General features: G+C 47.7%; 26 protein-coding genes and 1 tRNA gene. 8 read left to right on the top strand and 19 right to left on the bottom strand.

Going from position 1 to position 23,293, the window contains the following annotated elements:
* Positions 1-18: 18 nt before the first annotated feature.
* Genes NST83_RS09375 through NST83_RS09365 form a run of 3 tightly spaced genes read right to left on the bottom strand, consistent with a single transcriptional unit; the run spans position 19 to position 1,519 of the window.
* Complete coding sequence (locus NST83_RS09375) at positions 19-156, bottom strand: hypothetical protein (protein ID WP_342417404.1); 138 nt, start codon at positions 154-156, stop codon at positions 19-21.
* Positions 153-884, bottom strand: a complete 732-nt coding sequence (locus tag NST83_RS09370; RefSeq protein WP_342417403.1) for an SDR family oxidoreductase — start codon at positions 882-884, stop codon at positions 153-155. Before NST83_RS09370 ends, NST83_RS09375 begins: the two co-directional genes overlap by 4 nt.
* Positions 885-937: 53 nt before the next feature.
* On the bottom strand, positions 938-1,519 hold the full coding sequence (locus tag NST83_RS09365) for a TetR/AcrR family transcriptional regulator (protein WP_342417402.1): 582 nt from the start codon (positions 1,517-1,519) through the stop codon (positions 938-940).
* Between the two features lie 195 nt (positions 1,520-1,714).
* Here NST83_RS09365 and NST83_RS09360 point away from each other — a divergent pair, with 195 nt between their 5' ends.
* Entirely contained in the window at positions 1,715-2,992 is a 1,278-nt protein-coding gene (locus NST83_RS09360; protein ID WP_342417401.1) for an MFS transporter, read from the top strand.
* A 314-nt stretch (positions 2,993-3,306) separates the two neighbouring features.
* On the opposite strand, the gene NST83_RS09355 is transcribed toward NST83_RS09360, so the two are convergent.
* The 5 genes from NST83_RS09355 to fabF form a co-directional block, all read right to left on the bottom strand.
* The gene (locus NST83_RS09355; protein ID WP_342417400.1) at positions 3,307-4,050 is read right to left on the bottom strand and encodes a zinc ribbon domain-containing protein; all 744 of its coding nucleotides are present in this window, start codon (positions 4,048-4,050) and stop codon (positions 3,307-3,309) included.
* A gap of 80 nt (positions 4,051-4,130) precedes the next feature.
* A complete protein-coding gene (locus NST83_RS09350; protein WP_342417399.1) occupies positions 4,131-5,105 on the bottom strand; it encodes a YafY family protein in 975 nt (324 codons plus the stop codon).
* A gap of 20 nt (positions 5,106-5,125) precedes the next feature.
* Positions 5,126-5,287, bottom strand: coding sequence for a GNAT family protein (locus tag NST83_RS09345; protein ID WP_252361736.1), 162 nt, complete (start codon positions 5,285-5,287; stop codon positions 5,126-5,128).
* Positions 5,288-5,291: 4 nt separating this feature from the next.
* Positions 5,292-5,567: a histone acetyltransferase gene (locus tag NST83_RS09340; RefSeq protein ID WP_342417398.1), complete on the bottom strand. Its 276-nt coding sequence runs from the start codon at positions 5,565-5,567 to the stop codon at positions 5,292-5,294.
* Positions 5,568-5,705: 138 nt separating this feature from the next.
* The gene (fabF, locus tag NST83_RS09335) at positions 5,706-6,944 is read right to left on the bottom strand and encodes a beta-ketoacyl-ACP synthase II (protein ID WP_342417397.1); all 1,239 of its coding nucleotides are present in this window, start codon (positions 6,942-6,944) and stop codon (positions 5,706-5,708) included.
* 161 nt (positions 6,945-7,105) lie between these two features.
* On the opposite strand from fabF, the gene NST83_RS09330 reads away from it, so the two are divergent.
* The 4 genes from NST83_RS09330 to NST83_RS09315 all read left to right on the top strand — a co-directional run bounded on the left by NST83_RS09330 (position 7,106) and on the right by NST83_RS09315 (position 12,280).
* On the top strand, positions 7,106-7,945 hold the full coding sequence (locus NST83_RS09330; RefSeq protein ID WP_342417396.1) for a helix-turn-helix transcriptional regulator: 840 nt from the start codon (positions 7,106-7,108) through the stop codon (positions 7,943-7,945).
* A gap of 87 nt (positions 7,946-8,032) precedes the next feature.
* Positions 8,033-9,922: an SNF2-related protein gene (locus NST83_RS09325; protein WP_342417395.1), complete on the top strand. Its 1,890-nt coding sequence runs from the start codon at positions 8,033-8,035 to the stop codon at positions 9,920-9,922.
* Position 9,923: 1 nt separating this feature from the next.
* The gene (locus NST83_RS09320; protein WP_342417394.1) at positions 9,924-10,931 is read left to right on the top strand and encodes a YqhG family protein; all 1,008 of its coding nucleotides are present in this window, start codon (positions 9,924-9,926) and stop codon (positions 10,929-10,931) included.
* Between the two features lie 251 nt (positions 10,932-11,182).
* On the top strand, positions 11,183-12,280 hold the full coding sequence (locus NST83_RS09315; protein WP_342417393.1) for a hypothetical protein: 1,098 nt from the start codon (positions 11,183-11,185) through the stop codon (positions 12,278-12,280).
* An 81-nt stretch (positions 12,281-12,361) separates the two neighbouring features.
* Here NST83_RS09315 and NST83_RS09310 read toward each other — a convergent pair whose 3' ends face one another.
* Positions 12,362-12,550 carry a YqzE family protein gene (locus tag NST83_RS09310; protein ID WP_342417392.1) on the bottom strand — a complete coding sequence of 63 codons (189 nt, stop codon included), beginning with the start codon at positions 12,548-12,550 and terminating at the stop codon, positions 12,362-12,364.
* A gap of 321 nt (positions 12,551-12,871) precedes the next feature.
* Here NST83_RS09310 and NST83_RS09305 point away from each other — a divergent pair, with 321 nt between their 5' ends.
* Complete coding sequence (locus NST83_RS09305; RefSeq protein ID WP_342417391.1) at positions 12,872-13,633, top strand: N-acetylmuramoyl-L-alanine amidase; 762 nt, start codon at positions 12,872-12,874, stop codon at positions 13,631-13,633.
* Here the strand turns inward: NST83_RS09305 and NST83_RS09300 are convergent.
* The 4 genes from NST83_RS09300 to NST83_RS09285 all read right to left on the bottom strand — a co-directional run bounded on the left by NST83_RS09300 (position 13,608) and on the right by NST83_RS09285 (position 17,508).
* Complete coding sequence (locus tag NST83_RS09300; RefSeq protein ID WP_342417390.1) at positions 13,608-14,555, bottom strand: divergent polysaccharide deacetylase family protein; 948 nt, start codon at positions 14,553-14,555, stop codon at positions 13,608-13,610. The two genes, NST83_RS09305 and NST83_RS09300, sit on opposite strands and share 26 nt — an antisense overlap.
* Before the next feature lie 122 nt (positions 14,556-14,677).
* A complete protein-coding gene (gene msrA / locus NST83_RS09295; RefSeq protein ID WP_342417389.1) occupies positions 14,678-15,190 on the bottom strand; it encodes a peptide-methionine (S)-S-oxide reductase MsrA in 513 nt (170 codons plus the stop codon).
* Positions 15,191-15,336: 146 nt separating this feature from the next.
* Positions 15,337-17,226 (bottom strand): squalene--hopene cyclase, encoded by a 1,890-nt coding sequence (gene shc, locus NST83_RS09290; RefSeq protein WP_342417388.1) that lies wholly within the window; start codon positions 17,224-17,226, stop codon positions 15,337-15,339.
* Positions 17,227-17,424: 198 nt separating this feature from the next.
* Positions 17,425-17,508: transfer RNA gene (locus NST83_RS09285), tRNA-Leu, on the bottom strand.
* A gap of 220 nt (positions 17,509-17,728) precedes the next feature.
* Between NST83_RS09285 and NST83_RS09280 the strand changes: the two genes are divergently transcribed.
* Complete coding sequence (locus NST83_RS09280; protein ID WP_342417387.1) at positions 17,729-18,268, top strand: hypothetical protein; 540 nt, start codon at positions 17,729-17,731, stop codon at positions 18,266-18,268.
* Positions 18,269-18,392: 124 nt separating this feature from the next.
* On the opposite strand, the gene NST83_RS09275 is transcribed toward NST83_RS09280, so the two are convergent.
* The 5 genes from NST83_RS09275 to NST83_RS09255 all read right to left on the bottom strand — a co-directional run bounded on the left by NST83_RS09275 (position 18,393) and on the right by NST83_RS09255 (position 20,914).
* On the bottom strand, positions 18,393-18,722 hold the full coding sequence (locus NST83_RS09275; RefSeq protein WP_342417386.1) for a carboxymuconolactone decarboxylase family protein: 330 nt from the start codon (positions 18,720-18,722) through the stop codon (positions 18,393-18,395).
* A 117-nt stretch (positions 18,723-18,839) separates the two neighbouring features.
* A complete protein-coding gene (locus NST83_RS09270) occupies positions 18,840-19,061 on the bottom strand; it encodes a hypothetical protein (protein WP_137062574.1) in 222 nt (73 codons plus the stop codon).
* A gap of 140 nt (positions 19,062-19,201) precedes the next feature.
* Positions 19,202-19,546, bottom strand: a complete 345-nt coding sequence (locus NST83_RS09265) for a hypothetical protein (RefSeq protein ID WP_137062573.1) — start codon at positions 19,544-19,546, stop codon at positions 19,202-19,204.
* A gap of 103 nt (positions 19,547-19,649) precedes the next feature.
* Positions 19,650-20,222, bottom strand: coding sequence for a xanthine phosphoribosyltransferase (locus NST83_RS09260; protein ID WP_137062572.1), 573 nt, complete (start codon positions 20,220-20,222; stop codon positions 19,650-19,652).
* A gap of 86 nt (positions 20,223-20,308) precedes the next feature.
* Positions 20,309-20,914, bottom strand: coding sequence for a DedA family protein (locus tag NST83_RS09255; RefSeq protein ID WP_137062571.1), 606 nt, complete (start codon positions 20,912-20,914; stop codon positions 20,309-20,311).
* Positions 20,915-21,055: 141 nt separating this feature from the next.
* Here NST83_RS09255 and NST83_RS09250 point away from each other — a divergent pair, with 141 nt between their 5' ends.
* On the top strand, positions 21,056-22,162 hold the full coding sequence (locus tag NST83_RS09250; RefSeq protein ID WP_137062570.1) for a hypothetical protein: 1,107 nt from the start codon (positions 21,056-21,058) through the stop codon (positions 22,160-22,162).
* Here NST83_RS09250 and NST83_RS09245 read toward each other — a convergent pair.
* Positions 22,159-23,283 (bottom strand): glycosyltransferase family 4 protein, encoded by a 1,125-nt coding sequence (locus NST83_RS09245; protein WP_137062569.1) that lies wholly within the window; start codon positions 23,281-23,283, stop codon positions 22,159-22,161. The genes NST83_RS09250 and NST83_RS09245 overlap by 4 nt on opposite strands.
* Positions 23,284-23,293: the final 10 nt, after the last annotated feature.

Raw genomic sequence — 23,293 nt, 5'->3', positions numbered from 1 at the left:
CTCCACTCATGCATTCTCTCATTCAACCATATCTTTTTTAATATCCTTTACTTCATCTTGCAACTTACGGCTGTATAACTGAGCATTATCCGCATCAAAACAAACAAAAAGTCCATCCTTACTTCTTTGAAATTTATGTTTACGATTAAAAATCATCTTAGATAACACCCATTATTAATATCAAAGGTCGCTCCCGTATAATGTCTGGATCTTTCCGATAGCAGAAACAGGACAGTATAAGCAACATCTTCTGCATTTAAAGGCTCTGGAATTAGCTGATGATTTGTATATTCCTCCTTTCTCCATTCAGGAATATGATCCATCATTGGAGTACTTACCATCGTTGGTGCCACAGCATTAACTCTTACATAAGGTGAAAAATTCATGGCACAGCTTTTAGTAAAGCCCAATATTGCAGCTTTTGATAATCCATAGATCGCATCCGAGCTTCCTTCCATTCCAGAAACAGAAGACATATTTACGATAATCCCCTTATGTTTCTTCTCAACCATGAACTTTCCAAAAAATTGCGAGAAATACACACATCCCTTAATATTTATGTCCAGCACCTGCTCTATTTCTTCCATACGATAGTCGAGTATACTCTTTCCTCTATAAACACCTGCATTATTGACTAAAGCTGTTATGTCCGTATGTTCTTCCTTAATGTATGTAAAGAAATGAGTTACTTCCGTATAGTTACTTATATCTATCAGATAGGTGTACAAACTTGGTGATTTCAGTTCAGCCTCAAGTTCATTTAAAGAATGTTTATTCATATCACACGCAATAACACTTGCACCTTCCCTTAAACATTGCTGAGTAATTTCCTTTCCAATGCCGGAAGCAGCGCCTGTTATAATAACTTTCATTGTATTAAGCAATGAAGAACCCCCTCTCTCGTTGGGTAATATAATTTTATTTAAAAGGAATAAAATCACTTCAATAACATAAGTGTAGTCGCAACCGCATGATCTACAAAAGATCGCTCCGGGCGTGACTTCATCATTACGGTAATCCCGATTAACAACGAGATCATCGTATGAGCCAGAGCTCGCGCGTCCGTAGTAGCCTCAAGCTCCCCTGACCGTATACCACGCTCGATGGTTTCTTGAAATACAGTAGAAAGATACATCTGATGTTCCCTCGTCAAAATTTCAAACTTCTCATCATGTGGGGCCAATTCTACCATTGTATTGATGCAAAAGCACCCCAGGTTAGGGCCTTCATCATATTCTTCTGCCACTACCCCTTCAAAAAAACTGCAAATTGCTTCTTTGACAGAAGCACTACTTAGCAGTCTGGACCGTACATTAGCAGCGTGGGATTGTGTGTATTTGCGCAGCGCGGCTTCGAATAATTGCTTTTTATCCCCAAAGGCAGCATAAATACTGGGGCGCTGAATTCCCATTTTGGAGGTTAAATTGCTTAAAGACGTAGCCTCGAACCCTTTTTCCCAAAAAAGTTGCATCGCTGCATCCAATGCCTTTTCCTCATCAAATTCCCGTGGTCGAACCATAAATAACCCCTTCTTTTCGTATCGTTCAGTATATTAAGATTGTATGATCATCAGAAGCAACTGTCAAATATGTACATGATAAACTCTTGACATCTCTTATGGACGCAAGTTATATTAACCTAAAATCATTACGTACCAATCGGTATATTATACTTATCGGTATGTAACTCGCAGAAAGTGATGTGGTATGTGAAAATGAAGACGTCAGAAGAAAAAGCGGTACTCCTGCCCCATCAAACTGTAGCCAACGCTGCCGAAACAGCCCCCGTTCATTCCATGTCCCGGTCTGTAGCGCTCTTATTTGCCATCGCCTGTGGGCTGGCTGTCGCCAACATTTATTACGCGCAACCATTACTGGACGCGCTGGCACACGAGTTTGGCATCACACATTCATCGGTGGGCATCGTCATTACAGTCACGCAGATTTGTTATGCATTGGGACTGTTTCTGCTCGTCCCGCTTGGCGATCTTTTGAATCGGCGGCGGCTGATTACTGGACAAATGCTGTTATCCGTGCTGGCGTTAATCGCGGTTAGCTTGGCCCCCACGCGTACAATCCTGCTCATGGGCATGGCAGCGGTTGGACTGCTGGCTGTCGTCACACAGACTCTTGTCGCGTTCGCCTCAACCTTGGCCGCCCCGGCTGAACGCGGACGTATCGTAGGTCTGGTGACCAGCGGAGTCGTTATCGGCATTCTGCTTGCACGAACCGTTGCCGGTATATTGACCGATCTGGCAGGTTGGCGTTCGGTATACCTTATTTCCGCCGCATTGACACTATTCATGGCTGTAGCGCTGTTTCGGGTACTGCCACAGAATGAACCCAAAGGAGCAACGCTATCCTATCCGCAGCTACTTCGCTCGGTTCTCACCCTGTTCGTGCAAGAACGGATTCTGCGTGTCCGAGCCGTGCTGGCTTTGCTCATTTTTACTGCGTTCAGCATATTGTGGACTTCGCTGGTACTGCCTCTCAGTGCCCCGCCGCTATCTCTTTCACACACTGCCATCGGGGCCTTTGGTCTGGCCGGAGTCGCCGGAGCATTAGCGGCTGCGCGGGCAGGACGTCTTGCAGATCAAGGCTCAGGACAGCGGACGACAGGTATTGCGCTGGCTCTGCTGCTGCTATCCTGGTTGCCTATCGGCTATACCGAGCACTCGCTGTTTGCTTTGATCCTTGGCGTCATCCTTCTGGATCTGGCGGTACAGGCTGTGCATGTGACGAATCAGAGCATGATTTTCACTGTGCGTCCTGAGGCGCGTAGCCGACTCACCGCAGGCTATATGATATTTTATTCCATCGGCAGCGCCACTGGAGCCATCGCCTCGACTCATATGTACACTTATGCCGGCTGGAATGGGGTATGTCTGTTGGGTGCTGGCGTCAGCACCTTGGCACTTATTTTTTGGGCCGTAACCCGTAACGCATCTATAGATCAGCAACTGTCACACACTAAAACCAAAACAGCTCCATGATAAACAATGTCCGCTTTTTAGCGGACTACATATCCATTTTTTAGGACATGTTTATTTTTACGGGTATTATGATGCGTACTCCCCCACCACCATAAGAAGCTACCTCGTTGTGATTTTCCAACACCGGCAAACGAACCATAACTGACCGTATGGTCGTATAACACTTTTATAGTCATTCACCTACTTATTTTGAATTGTGACATTTTATACTATAAAACAGAAATATCAAGAAATTCTCAAGATGGAGCAGCAAAAAACCTCTATATGCCGAGTAGCACACAGAGGTTTCATCTTTTCTAGTATGAAGCAGATCATCACTTGATTGCAATGTAAATTAGCACAGGCTCATCAGGACTGCCATACACTTCAAAATCACCTGTGTACGTCCGCTCTGCTTGTCCCGTGGTAGCCCAGTTCCAAATCGCTTGCCATACCCGAAAGACCGAGGAAGGTTCGGATGTAGCTTGAAAAACAGCGTAACGCGCAGCTGGAATTACGAGTTGTTCAAGACCGTCAGGAGTCTGGAAATCTGCTGCAGCTTCCTTCCCGATAAAAAAGGTATAGTCGCCAAAAACTCCATTTTCATAGTTGGTATAACAACCATAGACAGAGCTGGGTTCTTCATGCCCGCTTATCCGTCCAGGCACACCCTCACTCCAGAAACGTTCCCACATGCCTGGAATGATCGCCTGGGATGTTTGTTCGTTCCGGTTGCTGGTACGTGCTGCCAGTCCGATCAGGCGAATCTCTCCCCGACTTTCCTCCCGGATCGGCTCAAGATTTTCTTCATGTCCCATATCCTCCTGTGAACGCCAGCGTTTTAAATTCGGCAAATAACTACGCATCATCGCGACGGCCTCTTCTTTTTGCATTCCTTGCTCTGCGAGAATAGGCGCGCACTGCTGAATCATCTCCTCCATCGTCAGCTCAGGCTGCACAAACGCACCTTCCTTATAACAATACTTACAATATTCATCTGTTTTGACCTGTTGTGCGTCTGTTCCGTATTGTTCCTCATGCTCCAGCGGCATCCCGCAACTTTGACAAGCTTTATCCATTTTCGTAAATCCCCTTTCGTGATTGGTATGGCACCAGTATAACGAAACAAACCTGACAGCTATCAGTCAGGTTTGTTTCGTTATATGCTATGTTTTTCAAGATTCTCTGTAGGACTCTCTCCATAATTGGATGCAATACGTAACGCCATATCCCGAATCTTCTCCCGTAAATGAGCGGGCTCCTTGACGATCACATCCGGCCCCAGACTTAAAATAAATCCATACATCCACGCATCCTCGGGAAAAGGAACCGAAACTGTATACGCCCCTTCTTCCTGCTCAGTCAATGCTTCCACGCCAAACCAGTCTTCCGCCAGATGCCGGGATTTGTGGTTAAATTGCAGCGTAAAAGGCTGTACCGCCCTGACCGCCACCAGCCGTTCCTCATTCCATGGCAGCACTTCATAGGAAAGGTCCCGGCGAGTGAAAGCCGTCTCCATCACGACAGGATCACTCATGCGGGATAGTTTGAACAGACGAAATTGCTCCTTGTCGAGACAATAAGCATATACAAACCATTGCTGTCCTTTCAAAACGAGTGTGTGCGGTTCAACCTTCCGTGTGGTCACGGCTCCCTGCGCATTCCTGTAAGTAAAAGCAATCGTACGCGATTGGCTCAGCGCCTCTTTCACCTTCAGCAGCTTGCTCTCCTGCGCAGACTGATTTCCCCAACCCGAATGATCGACGATGAACTGTGTGGTATTAACAGTGAATTTCGCTTTTCCCGAATCTGGTATAATGCTTTCAAATTTATCGAGCAGCCGGGTTACATTCGGTCCACCTAACGACGAGGACAAGCTCTGCAAGCCCATCACAATGTCCTTCACATCGCCATCGGTCAGCACACTTCGATCCAAACGGTAGCCATCCATCAGGCCGATTCCCCCGTTCACCCCCTGATAAGTTACCACCGGAATACCAGCCAGGCTAATCGCTTCGATATCTCTGTAGATCGTCCGTATTGAAACTTCATATAAATCTGCCAGTTCCTTCGCCTGAATTCTATTTCTTTTCAACAACAAAATGACGATAGAAAGCAACCGATCAATTTTCATTTCTCCAAAACCTTTCACTATTAATAAAAATAAGCCATTAGCTCCTCATCATACCCTTGTCCGTTATACTCCAAAGCATTCTTCTCTATACCATAGGTTTCAAATCCTAATTTCCTGTACAGCTTAATAGCAGCTTGGTTGGTAGCAACCACACTTAGGTGCAATTGCTTCAAAGCTTCCACATGCTCACCCTACTCCCCAAATCATCCCCTTATGCTGCGTCTTTATTTTGTGCTCTCTTTGAAATCCGGTGATACCCGCCAGTTGATGATCCTTTGTAAACGCGCCAAGTATGTAACGATCTCTCTCATTTTGTAGCTGCTTCTCTATATCAGATAACGGAATTCGTACAGATTCCTCATAAGAGGCTCCGAAAGCCTCCGGGTTCATTTTAAGGGCTTCCAGCCTCAAATTCCAATACGTTTCAGCATCTGCTGATTCTATATTCCTGATTACAATCATTACTTCCTATGCCTCCGAATGTTTTCCTCCATCTTACTCTATCTCTTATCTAAAATGAATCTGTTATTTCTCGAATAAAAAACCTCAGGTTCCCATCCAACTGGATAGAATGCCTGAGGTTTCAATTCCTTATTACACTTATGACTCATAACGCTTCAGCACAATCACCGCATTGTGGCCGCCAAAGCCGAAGGAGTTGGATAGCCCGATATTTAATGAGGACTTGCGTGCCTCGTGAGGCACATAATCCAGGTCACAGGCCGGGTCCGGATTGTCCAAATGAACCGTTGGCGGAATGATGCCTTCCCTTAGACTCTGTACGAGTGCAATGGCTTCGACACCACCTGAGGCTCCCAGCATATGACCAAGCATGGATTTATTCGCGGTAACCGGAATTTGATAGGCATGCTCACCGAACAGTTTGTGTATCGCGAGAGTCTCAGCCAGATCGCCTGGGGGCGTACTCGTTGCATGCGCACTGATTACATCCACCTCTTCAGGCGTGATATGGGCGGATTGAAGGGCTGCTTTCATCGCCAGATAAGCACCGGTTCCTTCGGGGTGCGGTGCGACCATATGGTAGGCATCCGAGCTTGCCCCATAGCCGATGACCTCGCCAACTATTTCTGCGCCACGCTGAACAGCATGCTCCAGCGACTCTAATACCAGAATACCCGCTCCTTCGCTCATAACAAAGCCGTCGCGGTCCTTATCAAACGGTCGGCTCGCAATCGAAGGCGCCTCGTTACGAGTCGATAAGGCCGTTGCATTGGAGAAGCTCGCCAAGGCCAATCTGGTCACCGCTGCCTCCGCTCCACCTGCAAAAATCACATCCGCATCTCCTGTGCGAATCGTACGAAACGCCTCTCCAATCGCTGTATTTCCAATGGAACAGGCCGTAACCGGCGAAAGCGTGGGCCCCATCGCTCCGAACGCAATACTAATTTGCGCCGCAGCCATATTTGAAATTATCATAGGTACCAGTGTCGGACTAACTCTGCCCGGCCCACGATTCTGCAATACATTCACATTGTCCACCAACGTATCCAGACCGCCGACTCCTGACCCTACATAGACACCGACACGCTCCAGATTCGTGTTATCCAGTTCCAGACCGGAATTCTTCAGCGCTTGCTCTGCTGCAAACAACGCAAACTGCGTGAAGCGATCCATTCGTCTGGCGTCTTTACGCCCCCATTGCTTTTCTGCATCAAAATCCTGTACCAGTCCGGCGATCTGTGCTTTCAAATCGGACACATCGAACGTGTCTATTTTCCGTATACCTGAACGACCCTCCAGCAGATTCTTCCACAGCGTGTCCACGTCATTGCCCAGTGGCGAAACCACACCCATACCTGTAATTACAACTCTTTGCATACGCTCTTCATTCCTCCTGCTCGTTTGCTTACTTATAATCCTCATTTTACCCTCAGATTATCCTATTACAAGTGTTTGTTTATCCTGGTATAATGAACACTACTATAGTTAGAGCCTTAACTGCTCATTACTTATCCACCATCGAATGGAGAGAACTCACTATGAAACCGGAAGCACGTCTGGAAGCACTATCTGTTTTTCTCAAAACCAAAAGAGCCCGTTTACACCCGCATATGGTCGGTCTGCCGAACGGATCACGCCGCAGAACACCCGGCTTGCGCAGAGAAGAAGTGGCTCAATTAGCAGGTGTCAGCACCACATGGTACACCTGGCTGGAGCAGGGACGCGATATCAAGGTGTCCGCCTCTGTACTGGATGCCATTGCCGCCGCCTTGCAGCTAAACACGGATGAACGCAAGTATTTGTATGATTTAGCGCTTGAAACCGGATTTCACACACCTTCTGCTCTCGCAGAGCAAACGGTTATTTCCCCATCCCTGCAAAAAATAGTACAGGAGCTGCGCTACTGCCCTGCTATTATTTCAGATCGGCGCTGCCATATTGTCGGCTGGAATGCAGCCGCGGCTCATGTGTTTATGGATTTTGCTGAGCTGCCCCATGAACAACGCAACATGATTGAGCTGCTGTTTACCAAAAAAGAGTTTAAAAGTCTCGCTGTAAACTGGGAGCATTTTGTCAAAGGATTCCTAGCTATCTTCCGCGCTTATTACGGACAATATGTGACGGACCCTTGGTATGCACAGTTCATACAGAACATGAGCCGGGCTTATCCGGAGTTTAATGAGCTTTGGAATCAGAGTGAGGTCAGCTCTGCGCCGGAGGTGCTGATTGAATTTCGTCATGCCAAGGCAGGCAAAATGTTGTTTGACCTGACCTCCCTCCAGGTGCAAGGCAGCGTCGATCTGCGTTGCAGCATCTACACCCCGAACGCACAAACCTCTACAGAAAGCAAACTCCAAAAGCTGATGGAAGACAGCTAAAGGATTTCACCCCTCCTGTTATGAATATACCTTTTTCCGTCCATACTACATCTACGATCTGTGCAAAAAGGAGGGAGGGAATTCATCATGAAAGCCAAATCGACAAGTTCCTCACAATCACAAACTCAGGCACTACTGCCTGTTCCGGTGCAATTTGACCGTAGCTGGCAGGATGAGCTGGACCAGCGCCTCCGCAAAGGGGGCCCTTGGGGAGATTGGGGTCTTTATCAGTTGGCGATTGAGGCGGAAAAGGCCAAGCTGGTCCCCAGCTTTGATGAGCTTCAATGTCTGAAGCATTTGCAAGACCTCACTCCGCTACCCCATCAGCTGGATACGGCCCGTAAGGTATTGTTTGAAATGTCCGGTCGCGCCATTCTCGCTGATGAAGTCGGCTTGGGTAAAACGATCGAAGCCGGAATGATTCTAAAAGAATATCTGGTTCGCGGGCTTGCCGCCAAAGTGCTTATTCTTGTCCCCGCTTCTCTGGTGCTTCAATGGGTCCGTGAGCTGAACAGCAAATTTGGCATTCCGGCTGTCGCTCAGAAAAAGGCATATTCCTGGTCGTCCGAGGTCGTCGTGGCCTCTATGGATACGGCCAAGCGGGAACCGCATAGTAATATCCTGCTGGACACCGATTATGATCTGCTTATTATTGACGAGGCGCACAAGCTGAAAAATAAAAAAACATCCAACTACCAGTTTATTATGAAGCTGCGTAAAAAATATTGTTTGCTCCTGACTGCCACCCCTGTCCAAAACGATCTGTCCGAGCTGTTCAATCTCATTACATTGCTCAAGCCTGGTCAGTTAGGACGACATGGGGATTTTTCAGCCAACTTCGTGGTGGATAAACGTCTACCCAAAAATGAGGACCAGCTTAAGGATGAGCTGTCCAAAGTCATGATCCGCAACCGTCGCGGCGAAGGGCCGGTCCAATTCACCAAACGTAATGTTTCCAACATTCACTTGGAACTTTCGCCAGAAGAACAAGCGCTATACGATGGAGTTACTTCCTTTGTCAAGGATCAATACCAGGCGAATGGCGGGAATTTGAGCAGTATGCTATCTCTCGTTACCCTTCAGCGGGAAGTGTGCAGCAGCCGGGATGCGGTATTCGTAACACTTGTCAATTTATCTAAAAAGATGGCGCCCGACTCCCCTCTACGCGATCGCGTCTGGGAATTGGTCGCGCACATCAAGGCGATTAAAGCCAATTCCAAGGCGGAAAAAGCGCTTGAACTCATTCGTCAAATGAACGAAAAAGTGATTATTTTTACAGAATACCGGGCTACACAGGAATATTTGTTGAACTACTTTCGCGACCGGGGGCTATCCGCTGTTCCTTACCGGGGCGGCATGAACCGGGGACGCAAGGATTGGATGATGGATTTGTTCCGGGGACGCATTCAGGTGATGATTGCCACCGAAGCGGGCGGCGAGGGCATTAACTTGCAATTTTGCCACCATATGATTAACTTTGACCTGCCATGGAACCCCATGCGCGTGGAACAACGGATTGGACGTGTGCATCGGCTGGGACAGACGCATGATGTCAATATTTTCAACCTGTCCACAACCGGAACGATTGAAGAGCATATCCTCCATCTGCTGCATGAAAAAATCAACATGTTCGAAATGGTCATTGGCGGGCTAGACGTCATTCTGGAACGGCTTGAAAAGAAGGAATCCATTGAAAAGAGCCTGTATAGAATCATGCTTGAATCCAGCAGTGACGATGAAATACGCCAAAAAATGCAAAAGCTCGGCCATTCACTGGATTCGATCAAGCAGGAAATGAAACAGCTTCGTACGGACAGTCCCTCTACTTCGAACATGACAATCGATATGTCCTCTGAGACAGATCAGATCAACGGGCGCCTGACGGGAACAAGCCAAAGCACCGCTGATTTGCTAGGCTTATCAGGCAGCGCTGTTCCACCAGCCAAAGCCCGACGCGACGCAAAAGGAGGCCGCTGATATGACCATGAATTCACAGCAGGTACAGCGCTTTGTCCTCACGTATCTGGAAGCCACCGGATGCAGCGTGATCGAGAGAACGCCAAACCATGTCACCGTCAAGCTTTCTCCTGAAGCGGATAAAGCCTTAACAAACCGCCCCTATTATTGGGGCTATGTGGAGCGTACTGGTGTTCCGGCGCAAACGATGTCGTTCACCTTTATTTTCGATGGGGAAGCCTACCGGACAGCACAGGAGAGTTCAATGGACAATATGTCGTCCACCAAGAATACGTCGATCCCCCCGTCACAAGCACAACCGGGGCAAGGACCACAACAAGCCCCAGTGTCCGGCAGTCCGGCGCAGGATCAGGTCATGGGCCGTTACTTCGGCCATGTTCCAGCGTTACCACAGCTGGGGCCTGGACGTATTTTGCAGGAGGAGCTTCGCTATGGGAGTCGTCGGCTGCATCAAATTTTTGAAGCAGCACGGGATGGAGGAAAATATGTCAATTTGTTCGAGCAGCCCAATGCTCATCAATTATCCGCCCATTCTCCCGCAATGTATGAAGCCTGGCTCGGCGTCTGCTACAAGATCGAATTTGCCTGTGATTTGAAGCGGGAAGAGCTTCATTGGCTCGGAATTTCGCTCAAAAGCGGCACCATCGTACCCGACTTTGGCAGCATGCTCCAATCCCGGCTGCTCAGCCCGCTGTTGGCAGGCAATATGCATGTGCAGCCTGCAAAACTATCTGTTCCAGAGGCCTCTACCTCGCTGGAAAACTACCTCAATGTTCAGCTAAGCCAGCAGGATTACGAGTGGGCTGAGCAGGCCAGAGAACGGCTGCGCGAGGAATTGGAGGTTATTGATCACTATTACGACGATTTGGTCAAGGAACAAAAAGAAGAAGAGGAAAAAAAAGAAGCCGTACAAGAGCAGCATCAAGCCCGCCGCAAAGAAATGGTATGGCAATATGAACCCAAGGTGCTTGTATCCGCCATTAACTGCGGGATATTTCATCTGCGGTAACCAATATCTCACGCTCCTTCGCAGGCTGGTTGCAGAAGTATCGTCAGCTTTTAACATCGTGCTTCAGACTATATCGGGTTTATCGCTGTACCGACAAGCTTTGCCAGGCCTGCCGCTACTTATCGACAGCAAAAAACGAACCCGGTCAGGGCAGATGTGCCGACAAGGTGTAGCAGTCTTTTTATCGGACAAGCCTTATGCTTGAAAAAAAGCTTTCATCGGTGCATTAGCCGTCAGAAAGGTGGATTCCATTGAAAAAAAATTCCGGGCATTATAGTGTTGGTATGATTGCGGCTGTTCTGATCGGTCTGTCCGCAGTTTGTCCATTTACTTCCATTCAAGCAGCCCCCTCAGCAACTCTAGACCACAATGCAAACCCGTCCTCCCTTTACAAAGCAAGTTCATTGGTTTCCCCATCGGAACCCACGAATCAGAACAAAGATGGGAAGCAGGGGCAACTTGAGACGATTCCTGTAAGCCCTTCCCTGTCTCCAGGTAACTCTTCCCAAAGTCCTCCGGCTCAGGAGCAAGGGGTGCCAACGGACGTAAAGCGGGTTTCCGCCGATACGGTGCAGTCGCTATCCACACAGCCGCCTTTTGCCCAGTGGAAAGATGCCGAGCTTAGCTACCACCCGCTCGGTCCCGGAACACATAGCTGGCTCGTGCAGGTAAATCGTGCAGGTGAATATATTGGCTACCTGATTATCGGGGCAGATCATAATGGCGCTTATCAGCTAAATGAATACGGTAACGGACCGGGCGGGCCGTACAGTATGAATTTACTCCATCAATCCCTTAAATCCCTCCCAGAAACCAAACTTTCATCCATCGACAAGCTGCAAATTATCCCCATGTATGAGGAACCGCTATTAGCCTACTGGCTGGTGCGTTCCTCCACTGGCAGCGAAGTGTGCATCGACGCTTTTACGGGCGATCCATTGCCTGCGGAGGTAGCTGATGGGAGTTGGAAAAACAAGCTCCAAAGCAGCACAATCCCTTCACCTGCTCTCTCTCTGAAAGCAGAGCCACAGGCGATTACCCTTTCGGTTGAGCCTTTTGACCCCTATGACGATCTTAGTTGGCTTCTACCCAACCAAAAGCTTTCCATCCATAACGTACAGCAGTTTACCAACACACTGAGTGAATCATCACGTATCGTATTTTCTGCTACAGATATAAATTTCGCTTTTGGCGGCCCATTGGCTATTAACGGATATCAATCCTGGAATCCTTCTCATGATCTCTCTCATCCTATTATGTATGCGTTAACCTGCCGCACCGGGCTTTTCCGCTTTGTGCCACTGGACCGGCTGTTATCTGGCGGTGAATTTTATCGTATCCACTCTTGAAATCATTTTAAATGATCTGTATAGCACAAAAAGAGACCTCAAACGGCATTCCGTATGCCTCTTGTGGTCTCTTTGGCGAGTTTAACGTTCCTTTGGCCTTTTGCGTGCAGATTTAATCCACATATTCAAAGCGAGCGGCAGCATACCGAACCATTTGTATACCCATGGCTCTCTGGATTGTTTGCGGCTACGGCGTACATCGCGCGGCGTTTCCATATACCGAACAATTTGTTCCGTAATGTAGGTCACCAGTTCGTCACCCTTGGCCATCCTCCGCGACCTCCTTTAATCTGCATCCCTGATATTTTGTTCGCATTGCAGGAAAACATTAAATTCACGCGTTGGATGCAGATAAGCTTAGCTTGCTCATTTTCCAAGAAGTCTAACCCTGCGGAATAACTATGCATGGTTCCCCTTAAATGGTACATACTATCTTAAACAAAATCGTTACCTGAAGGCTAATAATTTTGTTTAAGGCAGCTATGCTGCTTGTTTAGTTTTAAGGCAGCTATGCCGCTTTGGTTATAGTTATTTATGTCTTGCAGTACCTGAGTAACCAAATAATCAATCCGTCTACTGGAGGAATGGGATGTGCGAAAAGAAAAGTTAAACATTATATGGCTAACAGGAATGGGATTGAGTTTAAGTATCCTTTGCAGTGCTGTATTTGCCTCCTTTGCCTTTGCAAACGCCCAGCCTGGCGAAACAAGCACTAACCCGAACAAGGACACAAAAAGCCAACCCAACGTACATTCGTCCTATCACGCTTTTGCCAAACCGGTTGTGCTCATAGACGTCGGTCATGGAGGTGTGGATGGCGGAACAAGTCACAAAGGACTTTTGGAAAAAGATATCAATCTCGCAATTGGACAAAAGCTATACCTGATTTTACGCTCACAGGGCTATCCTGCGGTCTTAAACAGAGACAAGGATTATGCTCTAAGCGACGATAACCGTTGGCTGCAATCCAAATCCCGACATCTGAAAGACCTGGCCCAGCGTAAGAGCCTGACAGAACAACTGCCCACCGCTTTGGTCGTCAGTCTACATGTAAATTGGACCAAACGTGCCGAAAAACGGGGGCCAATTGTTTTGTACCAGGATGAAGGCAGCAGCTATCTGTTGGCAGAGCGGATTCAACATTCATTGAACCGCTTGTTCTGCATGAATAGAGAAACGGTTTACGGAAAGCCCTTCTATCTTCTGAACAAAATCCAGCATCCCGCTGTAATCGTGGAAACCGGATTCATCAGCAATGAACAGGACAGGGCCATTCTTTCCGGGGATCGCGGTCAAAAAAACGTCGCAGAAGCAATAGCCGAAGGCATTATTGCTCATTTGACGGTATGGTAGTGTGGGTGGTAGGAGCCCCCTTCCATCCCCATACGGAACGCACCAAATCACTAATGCCCACAAACTTGGCGCGATCTTTTAGCGCGGGAACAGATGAATGAAGTGCCGAGGACGTGTGCATGCCAGCCACACCAACATGGCCAATGGTTACACAGGTATCGTGCTCATCCAGCCATTCTCCAACCTTGGCCAGTTGCCGATTCACATGGGCGAGAGTATGGGTATCATCCAAAAAAATGTCATTGCGCACCGGTGGCATTCCCTTTTCAACAGCAAGCTCAGGCACTACAGACCAATAGTTCGTACGGCTGTCGACAAAAAATAGTCCGTGCTCCTTGCAAACATCAAGTACAATGGACATAATGCGTTTGTCTGAGGTGACCTTGGAGCCCATGTGATTATTCATACCTATCGCAAAAGGGACTTCCTTAATGGCTGCTGTCACCTTGGCGCGTACTTCTTCATCCGACATGTTGGCCTTAATCGCTCCAGGTCCAAGCCATTCGGGTTTTCCCTGCTTTGGCTCCATTGGAAGATGCACAATAACATCATGACCCCGCTTATGGGCTTCAAGTGCATCCTGCTTGGTGGAAGGCAAAAACGGCATCACGGCAACCGTAATTTTAACAGGTAAATTTAAAATTTGCTCTGTCCCTTTCATGTTGTTGCCCAAGTCGTCAATAATGACGGCCACCATCTTTTGGTGCTGATCCTGCTTACCCGTAGCGCTCGCTACATCCATGCTCCAGACATTACCGCATACCGTAAACACAAGACCCACCACAATACACGCAGCTAAGTTTTTTTTCATTCTCGGATTTTGGCAAACCACCTGTGCACAGCTTGGCTCTTTACGGCTGCGAGTAGCCTGTATAGCCTTCTTTATGACGTTTCTCAGATGCAGTTTCATTCGTTTACTCATTACAGGTCAGCCTCCTTCTCTGTCCCTTCATTGTGTGAGTAACGTCGCCTAAATATGTATGGGCAGACCCAAGAGGTCATCCCTGATCTGCCTTACGTACGCAAAACGTATGCTGAACTTGCTTACCAGTTCTGATTTATAAACTCATCACGACCCGATTGGGCGCGGTCTTCCTTATAATGCTTCACGTTCTTTTTGTGGTAATCCTGATGGTAATCCTCTGCCGGATAAAATATGGTGGCCGGAAGAATTTCTGTCATGATGGGCTTATCAAAGCGTCCGCTTTGTGCCAATTGTTCCTTGGATTGCAGTGCGAGTTCCCGTTGCTGCTCCGTGTGGTAAAAAATAGCGGGTTTGTACTGTGTGCCCCGATCCTGAAATTGGCCTTCCCCGTCTGTGGGGTCCGTTTGGGGCCAATACAACTCCAGCAGCTTTTCGTAAGGAAACAACTTAGGCCCAAACGTAATCTGCACCACCTCATAATGGCCTGTAGTCCCCGTTTTGACTTGTTCGTAGGTCGGGTTGGGAACCGTCCCTCCGATATATCCTGAGACAATGCCATGAATGCCTGGCTGCTCCTCAAACGGAGTCACCATACACCAGAAGCATCCACCTGCAAAAGTAGCCTTCTCCATTTCATCCAACCTTTCAATAGCATCATTATAAGTGTGCTAATTTTAGCATATCTAGCCATCCGAAGTCGCTTTAAGATCAAAATCATCCTTTACGAGCTAAGCCCTCACACCATAACCATCTTTGCCACATGATGCATCGTAGCTCCTTATCCCCCGTATTTCTTCTTATAATGGCTTAGGGTCAGAAGCGGCCAGATGTAACGATAGCTATGATAATGAGAATAGAAGTTACCCGGGAGCCCGGCGCCCGTGGAATATGCGGTCGGCCAATCGGCATTTTGCAGCAATTCCATCAACTTGTATATTCCTCTATTGACGGCAGCAGACGGCTGCGGCTGAACCGCGATGAGTGCATCGAGTGCCCACGCAGTTTGGGATGGCGTGCTTTCTCCTAAGGGCATGTATTGCATCGCCCGGTCGCTGGTGCAGGATTCACCCCAGCCCCCATCCGAATTCTGAATCTGCAAGAGCCATTCCGCTCCTTTTTGAATCGAAGTATGGTCTGCCGGGAGCCCGGAAGCCTCTAAACCAGTCAGTGCCGCCCAAGTGCCATAAATGTAACAAATCCCCCATCTTCCGTACCATGATCCATCTTTCTCCTGATGGGAGATCAACCAGTTGACCCCCCGTTTGATGAAATCGTGCCTCGTGTCTAGTCCGCAACAATTTCCTAGGTAATCCAATGTGCGTCCAGTAAGGTCGGCCCCCGAAGGGTCGATGGCGGCGGACTTGGCACCGTCTATGGCTAGCCATGTGAGCATTTTCTTATTGGTGTTTTTTTCGAATGCAGGCCAACCGCCGTCCTTATTTTGCATGGACATAACCCAGTTTAGTCCCCGAGTGGATGAGTCACGATATTTAGGATCCGTAAGGGACAGGCTATGAATCGCTCTTAAAGCGGCTGTTGTGTCGTCTACATCGGGATTTAAGGTATTGGTCTCGGAGAATCCCCAGCCGCCAGGAACCGTATCCGGATTATGAACACTCCAATCTGCCGCTTTGTCCTGTTGTCTGGATAAGAGATAGGCTGCCGACCGCTGCATGGCCTCATGGTCCCCGGGGACGCCGGACTCCTGTAGCGCATAGGAGATCAAGGCCGTATCCCAGATCGTTGAGGGCGAATTCTGAATGGTAGCTTTACCGTCAAAGCGGTACTGCATCTCTGTCAACCCTTGAACGGCCTTTAAAATAAGCGGATGCCGTTTATCATAGCCCAGTGCAAGCAGGGCAAAAACCATGAGAATGGTGCTGCTCGCATAACTGTATAGGGTGCCATCCGATTCGATTCGATCCAGCATAAACTGCTCCGCCTTGTTTAGAGCTGCTTCATGGATATATCTGGGAGTTCCGAGAAGTCTGCTGAGACCGATACGTATGCTTTCCGCGATCTCCCGGTGCTCCTGGGGTTGCGGCTCATCGTCATCATAGCGTGAATCGAACAAATCTGACATAATGGGAGCCTTATCCGTTGATATAGAGAAATTCCGGTCCGCCATGATCAGCATAGGGATTAGATGGATACGGGAATAACCTGAGAATTCATACAGATTGATAGGCATATAGGCAGGAAAAAGGATGATCTCCAGCGGTATGAACGAGATCGATGCTGGCCATTTGCGCTGCCCCGTTGCAGCGAGAATCACCTTTGTCAGAATGCTGGTCGATTTCCCCGGTCCGCCTTGCGACTGGATGTAACGTCTGGCCCGCTCCATCGACGCGTCCGTCGGTTCACTGTACCCGGAATAAAGCAGGGCATAATAGGCATCAATGGAAACGGATAGATTACCTTCTTGCTCGTCCCGGTACCAACGCCAACAGCCTTCCGGCTGCTGCTCCGCAAGGATACGATCATGCAGACGCCGGATCAGCTCTTCATTCTGTATATCCAATATCCGAAAGAGGATCATGACATAAGCATCTATCGTCACCCCGTTCTCAAAGCAAAAATGCCATGATCCGTCTTGATGCTGCTGTCGTATAAAAAAGTCTCTCAGCTTCCTGATCCCCTCATCGATCACGCTCTGTACATCGCCCATTTCCTGTACCTCCATATCACGTCATGATAGAGATTATATGAACGACGATATAAGGAAATGATGTGCCGCTTGCTGTCCGTCTGACAGTTAACATTAAACACCAAAAATCTTAGCAGGAAATTTTGCATATCCCGAATATACAAAAAGCTCCTGAATCTCCACAGGAGGAAATTCAAGAGCGTTCATTGTTTAAGATGATGCGGTCGAGAGGACTCGAACCTCCACGGGGGTTAGCCCACACGGACCTGAACCGTGCGCGTCTGCCAATTCCGCCACGACCGCATATATGTTGTCGTTTGTCCTCGAAAGATCAATCTCTCTTGGCGACAAGATAGATCATACCATGCTTATAAGAAGAAGTCAAACCTTTTATATTTTTATTCTCTCTTGATAAATTAGGAATAACACACTAAAATAAGAACATAGGTTCTTGAGAACGCTTATTCTCTTCGTTCAATCAGATATGGATTATCATCACATTTTCCTAAGGCGGTGAATGGTTATGATCTCTTCAGTTACTACTCAGAATGAATTGTCTCTTGTGAAAAGTTATCTGCTCCTTATCTTTATTCAAAAGGTATTTGAGCGAGACAGTCTTATTTTTGAAGAAAGCGGTATGCTGAAAACGCCTGAGCTTTATGTCGAAATGGTTAACGCAGGAGTAGATCGTACCGGAATCTTACTATCTGAAATAAAACATGAATTCAATAAGTGTCATATTCGTGTTTTGGACATACAACAAAACCACTCAAGCGTTCACGCCACCTATATAAGTAAAGGAAATAAAGAGCAGTTCAGTATGGCTATGCCTGCATTCCGCAAAGAAATGTATGAACGTATGCGCGCCTATTTGGGGCTTTCTACTTCTATGCCTCATACAGCTTCCTTCCCTTTACCCGAAAATTTACGTTCCGAGTTACCAAACATCCGCTCAGCTTCCAAGCCCCTACGGTTTGTTGAACGAAGCCTGGTTACATCCTCCTCGGCCTATAAGCGTAAATCGCTTCGCCCTGCTGCTTCTGCCGCAAGCGGAAGTGCGTAATCCCCGCACAGTCCGCAAACTAAAGAAGCTTCCGCAGACACCAACCGTGCTCGGAAGCTTCTTTAACATATCCATCAATACCCGCTATGAAAGGAGTATGAAGCATATTCATTAATAATTCGCTTTATCGCAGTGCCTTCTGTACACGTGTAACCCCTTGGCTAAGAGCGTGTCCTCCGCCTACCGCTGCAGCTACAGCAATGGTCTCCATAATCTCTTGATCACTGGCTCCTTTGGATCGGGCCTCGTCCACATGATAAAACGTACATACCTCATTATTGGCAAATAAGCCAATGCCAAGTGCAATCAGTTGCTTGGTTTTCTCGTCTAAGCTCCCGGCTTGAAAGCACTCTCCGGTGAAACGATGATAGGCATGAACTACCTCCGGCAACTTATCTTCCAAATGGCTGATTTGATCCTTGTAGGCATGTATTTTTTCATCCATAACCGTCATTGACACGCACGTCCTCTCAAGTTGAGTTCTACTTCATTACTGTGTCCGGTTTGGAGTTTCTGTATGCCTGATGGAGCACCAAAATATTTTATCTGAGCTCACCCGAAGCCCATGCCTCTAATCCAGTTCTACCGGATTGTAACGCGGCTCGCTGAAAGGCTGATATGTATAGCTGCGATCCAGCTTGACCACACGCCGATTCTGGCGGCGGATAAGCACCTGTTCCTCGTCCCACGCCAGTACAATGCCAACCACATCGTTAGACTCCAGCCCATCCCGCACAACACGCACCTTCTCACCGGAGAGCCGATAGGCGTCTAATTCTTCATCATTAATCATCCCTGTCCCCCCTTATACAATCTTTTCTAACACGGTGGCTATCATTTATGCACATTAAAAAGTTTAAAAAGAGACCTAAACGAAATCATTTAGGTCTCTTCCCGCTTACTACTTATATGGATTGCCAACAGAGCGACAAATTATCCCGACTGATTTACACTGTGATCATGTTCTTTTGTATCGTTCTTCTCATACCAAAAGTCCAGCACTTGTGCAGACAACACTCGCTGATCTACGTATTCCACTTGGTGGGCTGTAAATTCTTCTTGCCAAGAGAAGGACAATTCTTCGCATAAGTTAACCAACGTCAACAACTCAGACCAGGCCACATAGCGTTTGTACCAAAAAAACTGAGGATGTTCAATCATATAGGGATACAAATCGTCAAATTCCGTATGCTTACAATCCAAGGCACGTTCAAAATGTACTTTAGCCGCTGCCAGTTTTTCCAGAAAAAACTGTTCGGTCAATTGCTCTTTCCCCATGTTGCTGCCTCCTCTCCCAAAACCTTATCTATATTATAAGCGAAATCGAAGCTCATGCAAAGGTTATTATTAGAAATAAGGAGCAGCGTTTTCTGAATTGTTACTATTCGGCAAACTCGATCTTGCCGTCAGTTAACGATGAAATTCTGACAAGCGACTCTACCCGTATCCCCTGCTCACGGATCGTTCTCGCCCCGGCTTGGAAACATTTTTCCACGGCCACCCCGAATCCGACCAACTCCGCACCGGAGCGTTGAATGATTTTGACCATACCTCTTGCAGCATCACCATTGGCGATAATATCATCAATGAACAGAACACGGTCATGCTCATGAATAAATTGACGGGACAGCATAATGTCCGTGACAATGCCTTTCGTAAAGGAAGGTACACGTTCGCATAATGCGTCCGGGTCGGCCAATAAAGTCTTTTTGCGGCGGGCAAACACCAGCGGTACACCCAGCTCCAATGCGGTTGCGAATCCTATGGCAATACCTGAGGATTCCACGGTTACCACTCTCGTAATATTCTCTTCCCGGAAACGGACTGCGAACTCTCGTCCCATTTCCATCGTCAACTCCGGATCCACCTGGTGATTAAGTAAACCATCCAGCTTCAACACCTGATCCGACGCAACGACGCCTTCTTTTAAAATTCGTTCCTTTAATACTTCCATTCCATGACCTCCCACGGCAATCCTATGCGGTAAAAGTACCATACATCACCTGACGCTTTCAAGCCATAGCTTGCTTTCCGATACGGTCATGTGACATTTTTTTTGCGCTTATTCCAAAACCACGCGACGATTCCTCCCAAAATAATCAGAAGAATAACCGCCAGCCCTACCCGATGCGTCACCTTTTCCATCAGCCTTGCGACCTGTTCCCAGCGCATACCCACCGCATGTCCAATCCCCAGAAACGTACTGCACCACAGCAGTGCTCCTGCTGATGCATAAATGATATAGCGAAAAACACCTAGACGGGTTGTACCTGCCAGATATGAGGACACATGTCTCAAGCCGGGAACAAAATAACCGAACAGTATCCCCCAGGTGCCATAGCGCCCGAACCAATTTTCAGAAGAGGCGATTCTTGAGGGTGTAAGCCTCACCCATTTACCGTATCGGTACAACAGCGGCTTACCCAGCAGACGACCTAGCGTGTAGCTGACCATCATGCCCGTCATACTTCCGGAAAATGTAACCGCCAGCGCAGCAATAAAGTTGTAGTGTCCTTGTGACACGAGCCCACCGAAGGCGATCATCAGCACTTCGTCGGGGATCGGCATACCAGCTACTCCAAGGGCAAGCAAGCCGAACATTGCCAAATATCCGTATTCCAGTATCCATGCAAGGATTTGACCCATAAATTACGCTCCCGTCAAGCTATTCGTTAAACTCACTATAATTATTTTCAGTCTCATCGAGTCATGTCCCATTTCAGTTAAACATAGTTTGTATTATATGCTCGCTACAGCGTTATTCAAGCAGGCAAGGAGGGACTGGGGATGAAACGTAATATTCATGTTTTGCAGATTGCTTTTACATACATCGGAACAGTCGTCGGTGCCGGATTTGCTACCGGACAAGAAATATTACAGTTCTTTACACAGTATGGACGTTGGGCTACACTCACCATCATGCTGTCCACACTCATATTTGTATGGTTGGGTACGAAAATGATGCTGATCGCTCATGATATTTCGGCCCGGTCCTATGAGGATCTGAACAGACACCTTTTTGGAACCAAAGTTGGAAAATGGATCAGTTGGTTCACGCTCATTGTATTAATCTGCGTCAACAGCGTCATGCTGGCAGGCGCCGGCTCCGTTTTCGTGGAACGCCTTCACCTGCATTACCAGACTGGACTGCTCATTACACTCATTGGAACGTATCTGCTCCTAAGTAAAGGCATCAAGGCTATCCTGCATATGAACACCATTGTTGTCCCTATGATGATGATTATGTCTATCCTGCTCATTCACAGTACACTCTCCATGCCAAACCCGCAGAGCTTTATTACAAATACGTCCGATCATAACATGCTGCGAGCATGGATTTCTCCGCTGCTGTATACTTCCTTCAATCTGGCAATGGCCCAAGCTGTGCTTGTACCACTCGGCAGCCAAACCTTCTCCCGCAAAACGATCCGCTGGGGCGGGATTTTGGGCGGGATCGGCGTCGGGTTTATGCTGATGTCTGCTCACTTTGCCATGTCGGCACATATGCCGGGAATTCGGCAATTTGAGATCCCGATGGGAAGCATTGCTTACCGTCTGGGGGCCTTGGTCGAAATCATTTATATTTTTCTCATTTTCATGGAAATTTTCAGTACCTTCGTGGCCGACATTTACGGTGTCAGTCTGCAAATCCGCCAGCATATCCAAATTTCGCCCAGACTCATCACACTATTCATTATGCTCACATGTTTTTTAATCAGTCAGTTTGGTTTCAGCTCACTGCTGTCTGTTCTATATCCCATCTTCGGGATGCTTAGTCTGGTGTGGGTGGGCAAGCTGATCATGGCAGGACGTGGCGGACCCTTTCGTTCCTCGCGTCCTCGCTCCAGCTTCCGACATTCTGATTCGAAATCAGGTGATACACGCCATGGTTAGTGCTGGAATTTCAAATACATTTTCTTTAGCTCATTAACAGCCCTGCTCAGGGAATAGCTCGATTTAGCCTTGTCGCAGGCAGATCGCGCCAACTCATAACGATAGGCAGGGTCTGCGATGACCTTTTCCAATGCGTCTGCCAGTGCCCTCGGACTGTCGGGTGGCACAAGCAGACCATTTACCCCATCCTCAATTTGCTCCGGTATTCCTCCGACCTCTGTACCCACCAAAGCTAAACAACTCAAAGCCGCCTCCGCAAATACGGAACCAAAGGCTTCCGCTCGTGAAGGCAAAACAAACACATCAAAGAAAGGCATAAATTCTTCCGGATGAAGGGTGTATCCATAAAAGATCGTTTCATGGTAAATATCCAACTGTCTTGCCATCTCTTCAAGCTCGGGTCGAATGGGGCCATCTCCGATAATGTGCAGCACATAATTCTGATTTCTCTTTTTCAGCTCGGCACAGGCCTGTAACAAAGTATCCAGCCCTTTGGCAGGGACAAGGCGACAGACAGTTATAAGCTGCGTCACTTCATTTTCATGTGGTATGGGCTTAAAACGCTTCTCATCATATCCATTCGGAATGACCACAATATCTTGCGGATTTTGTACATAAGGCGTCAAGTAATGCTGGAAAGAATGAGATACTGCAATCAGGCGATCCGCCTTATGCTCCAACTCCCGATACAAGGACACCAGAAATTGATGCTCAGGCCCGTTCTCCTCGATTTTATCGTTTAGAATTAGCTCTCTCTCATAAGAAGAGTGAATCGTCTGAACGAGCGGGATGTCGGGAAAAACAGTTTTCATAGCAATCCCGGCAATCGGGTGATGAGCATGAATGAGATCAAAGGGCTTCTGAATACGCAGCCGGGTCCACCACAAATAGTCGCGGTACGTCTGTATATATTTTTGGACAATCGGATATTGTTCATATTGCGTCCAGTCAAAGGTATCAAATATGACTTCTTCCCTGCCCTTGTTGCGAATCCGTTTAGGGATTGAAAATAGCTCCATTTCCCAACGAGGGGACATAAATCGCTCTTGCAGATATGGAATCATAGATGAAACGCCGCCCGGTTGCTCGGGTGGGAAAAAGAGAGCCTGTAGCAATTTCATGACGTGCTTC

Source organism: Paenibacillus sp. FSL R10-2782 (genome assembly GCF_038592985.1).
GTDB classification, from domain to species: Bacteria; Bacillota; Bacilli; order Paenibacillales; family Paenibacillaceae; genus Paenibacillus; species Paenibacillus terrae_C.
The sequence above is the reverse complement of the archived record's forward strand: the minus strand, read 5'-3'. Positions and strand labels throughout refer to the sequence as shown.

Coding starts and splice junctions, on each gene's coding strand:
- NST83_RS09375 (WP_342417404.1), bottom strand. CDS start 156: ATGATTTTTAATCGTAAACATAAATTTCAAAGAAGTAAGGATGGACTT.
- NST83_RS09365 (WP_342417402.1), bottom strand. CDS start 1,519: ATGGTTCGACCACGGGAATTTGATGAGGAAAAGGCATTGGATGCAGCG.
- NST83_RS09360 (WP_342417401.1), top strand. CDS start 1,715: ATGAAGACGTCAGAAGAAAAAGCGGTACTCCTGCCCCATCAAACTGTA.
- NST83_RS09355 (WP_342417400.1), bottom strand. CDS start 4,050: ATGGATAAAGCTTGTCAAAGTTGCGGGATGCCGCTGGAGCATGAGGAA.
- NST83_RS09350 (WP_342417399.1), bottom strand. CDS start 5,105: ATGAAAATTGATCGGTTGCTTTCTATCGTCATTTTGTTGTTGAAAAGA.
- NST83_RS09340 (WP_342417398.1), bottom strand. CDS start 5,567: ATGATTGTAATCAGGAATATAGAATCAGCAGATGCTGAAACGTATTGG.
- fabF (WP_342417397.1), bottom strand. CDS start 6,944: ATGCAAAGAGTTGTAATTACAGGTATGGGTGTGGTTTCGCCACTGGGC.
- NST83_RS09330 (WP_342417396.1), top strand. CDS start 7,106: ATGAAACCGGAAGCACGTCTGGAAGCACTATCTGTTTTTCTCAAAACC.
- NST83_RS09325 (WP_342417395.1), top strand. CDS start 8,033: ATGAAAGCCAAATCGACAAGTTCCTCACAATCACAAACTCAGGCACTA.
- NST83_RS09320 (WP_342417394.1), top strand. CDS start 9,924: ATGACCATGAATTCACAGCAGGTACAGCGCTTTGTCCTCACGTATCTG.
- NST83_RS09310 (WP_342417392.1), bottom strand. CDS start 12,550: ATGGCCAAGGGTGACGAACTGGTGACCTACATTACGGAACAAATTGTT.
- NST83_RS09300 (WP_342417390.1), bottom strand. CDS start 14,555: ATGAGTAAACGAATGAAACTGCATCTGAGAAACGTCATAAAGAAGGCT.
- msrA (WP_342417389.1), bottom strand. CDS start 15,190: ATGGAGAAGGCTACTTTTGCAGGTGGATGCTTCTGGTGTATGGTGACT.
- shc (WP_342417388.1), bottom strand. CDS start 17,226: ATGGGCGATGTACAGAGCGTGATCGATGAGGGGATCAGGAAGCTGAGA.
- NST83_RS09280 (WP_342417387.1), top strand. CDS start 17,729: ATGATCTCTTCAGTTACTACTCAGAATGAATTGTCTCTTGTGAAAAGT.
- NST83_RS09275 (WP_342417386.1), bottom strand. CDS start 18,722: ATGACGGTTATGGATGAAAAAATACATGCCTACAAGGATCAAATCAGC.
- NST83_RS09270 (WP_137062574.1), bottom strand. CDS start 19,061: ATGATTAATGATGAAGAATTAGACGCCTATCGGCTCTCCGGTGAGAAG.
- NST83_RS09265 (WP_137062573.1), bottom strand. CDS start 19,546: ATGGGGAAAGAGCAATTGACCGAACAGTTTTTTCTGGAAAAACTGGCA.
- NST83_RS09260 (WP_137062572.1), bottom strand. CDS start 20,222: ATGGAAGTATTAAAGGAACGAATTTTAAAAGAAGGCGTCGTTGCGTCG.
- NST83_RS09255 (WP_137062571.1), bottom strand. CDS start 20,914: ATGGGTCAAATCCTTGCATGGATACTGGAATACGGATATTTGGCAATG.
- NST83_RS09250 (WP_137062570.1), top strand. CDS start 21,056: ATGAAACGTAATATTCATGTTTTGCAGATTGCTTTTACATACATCGGA.
- NST83_RS09245 (WP_137062569.1), bottom strand. CDS start 23,283: ATGAAATTGCTACAGGCTCTCTTTTTCCCACCCGAGCAACCGGGCGGC.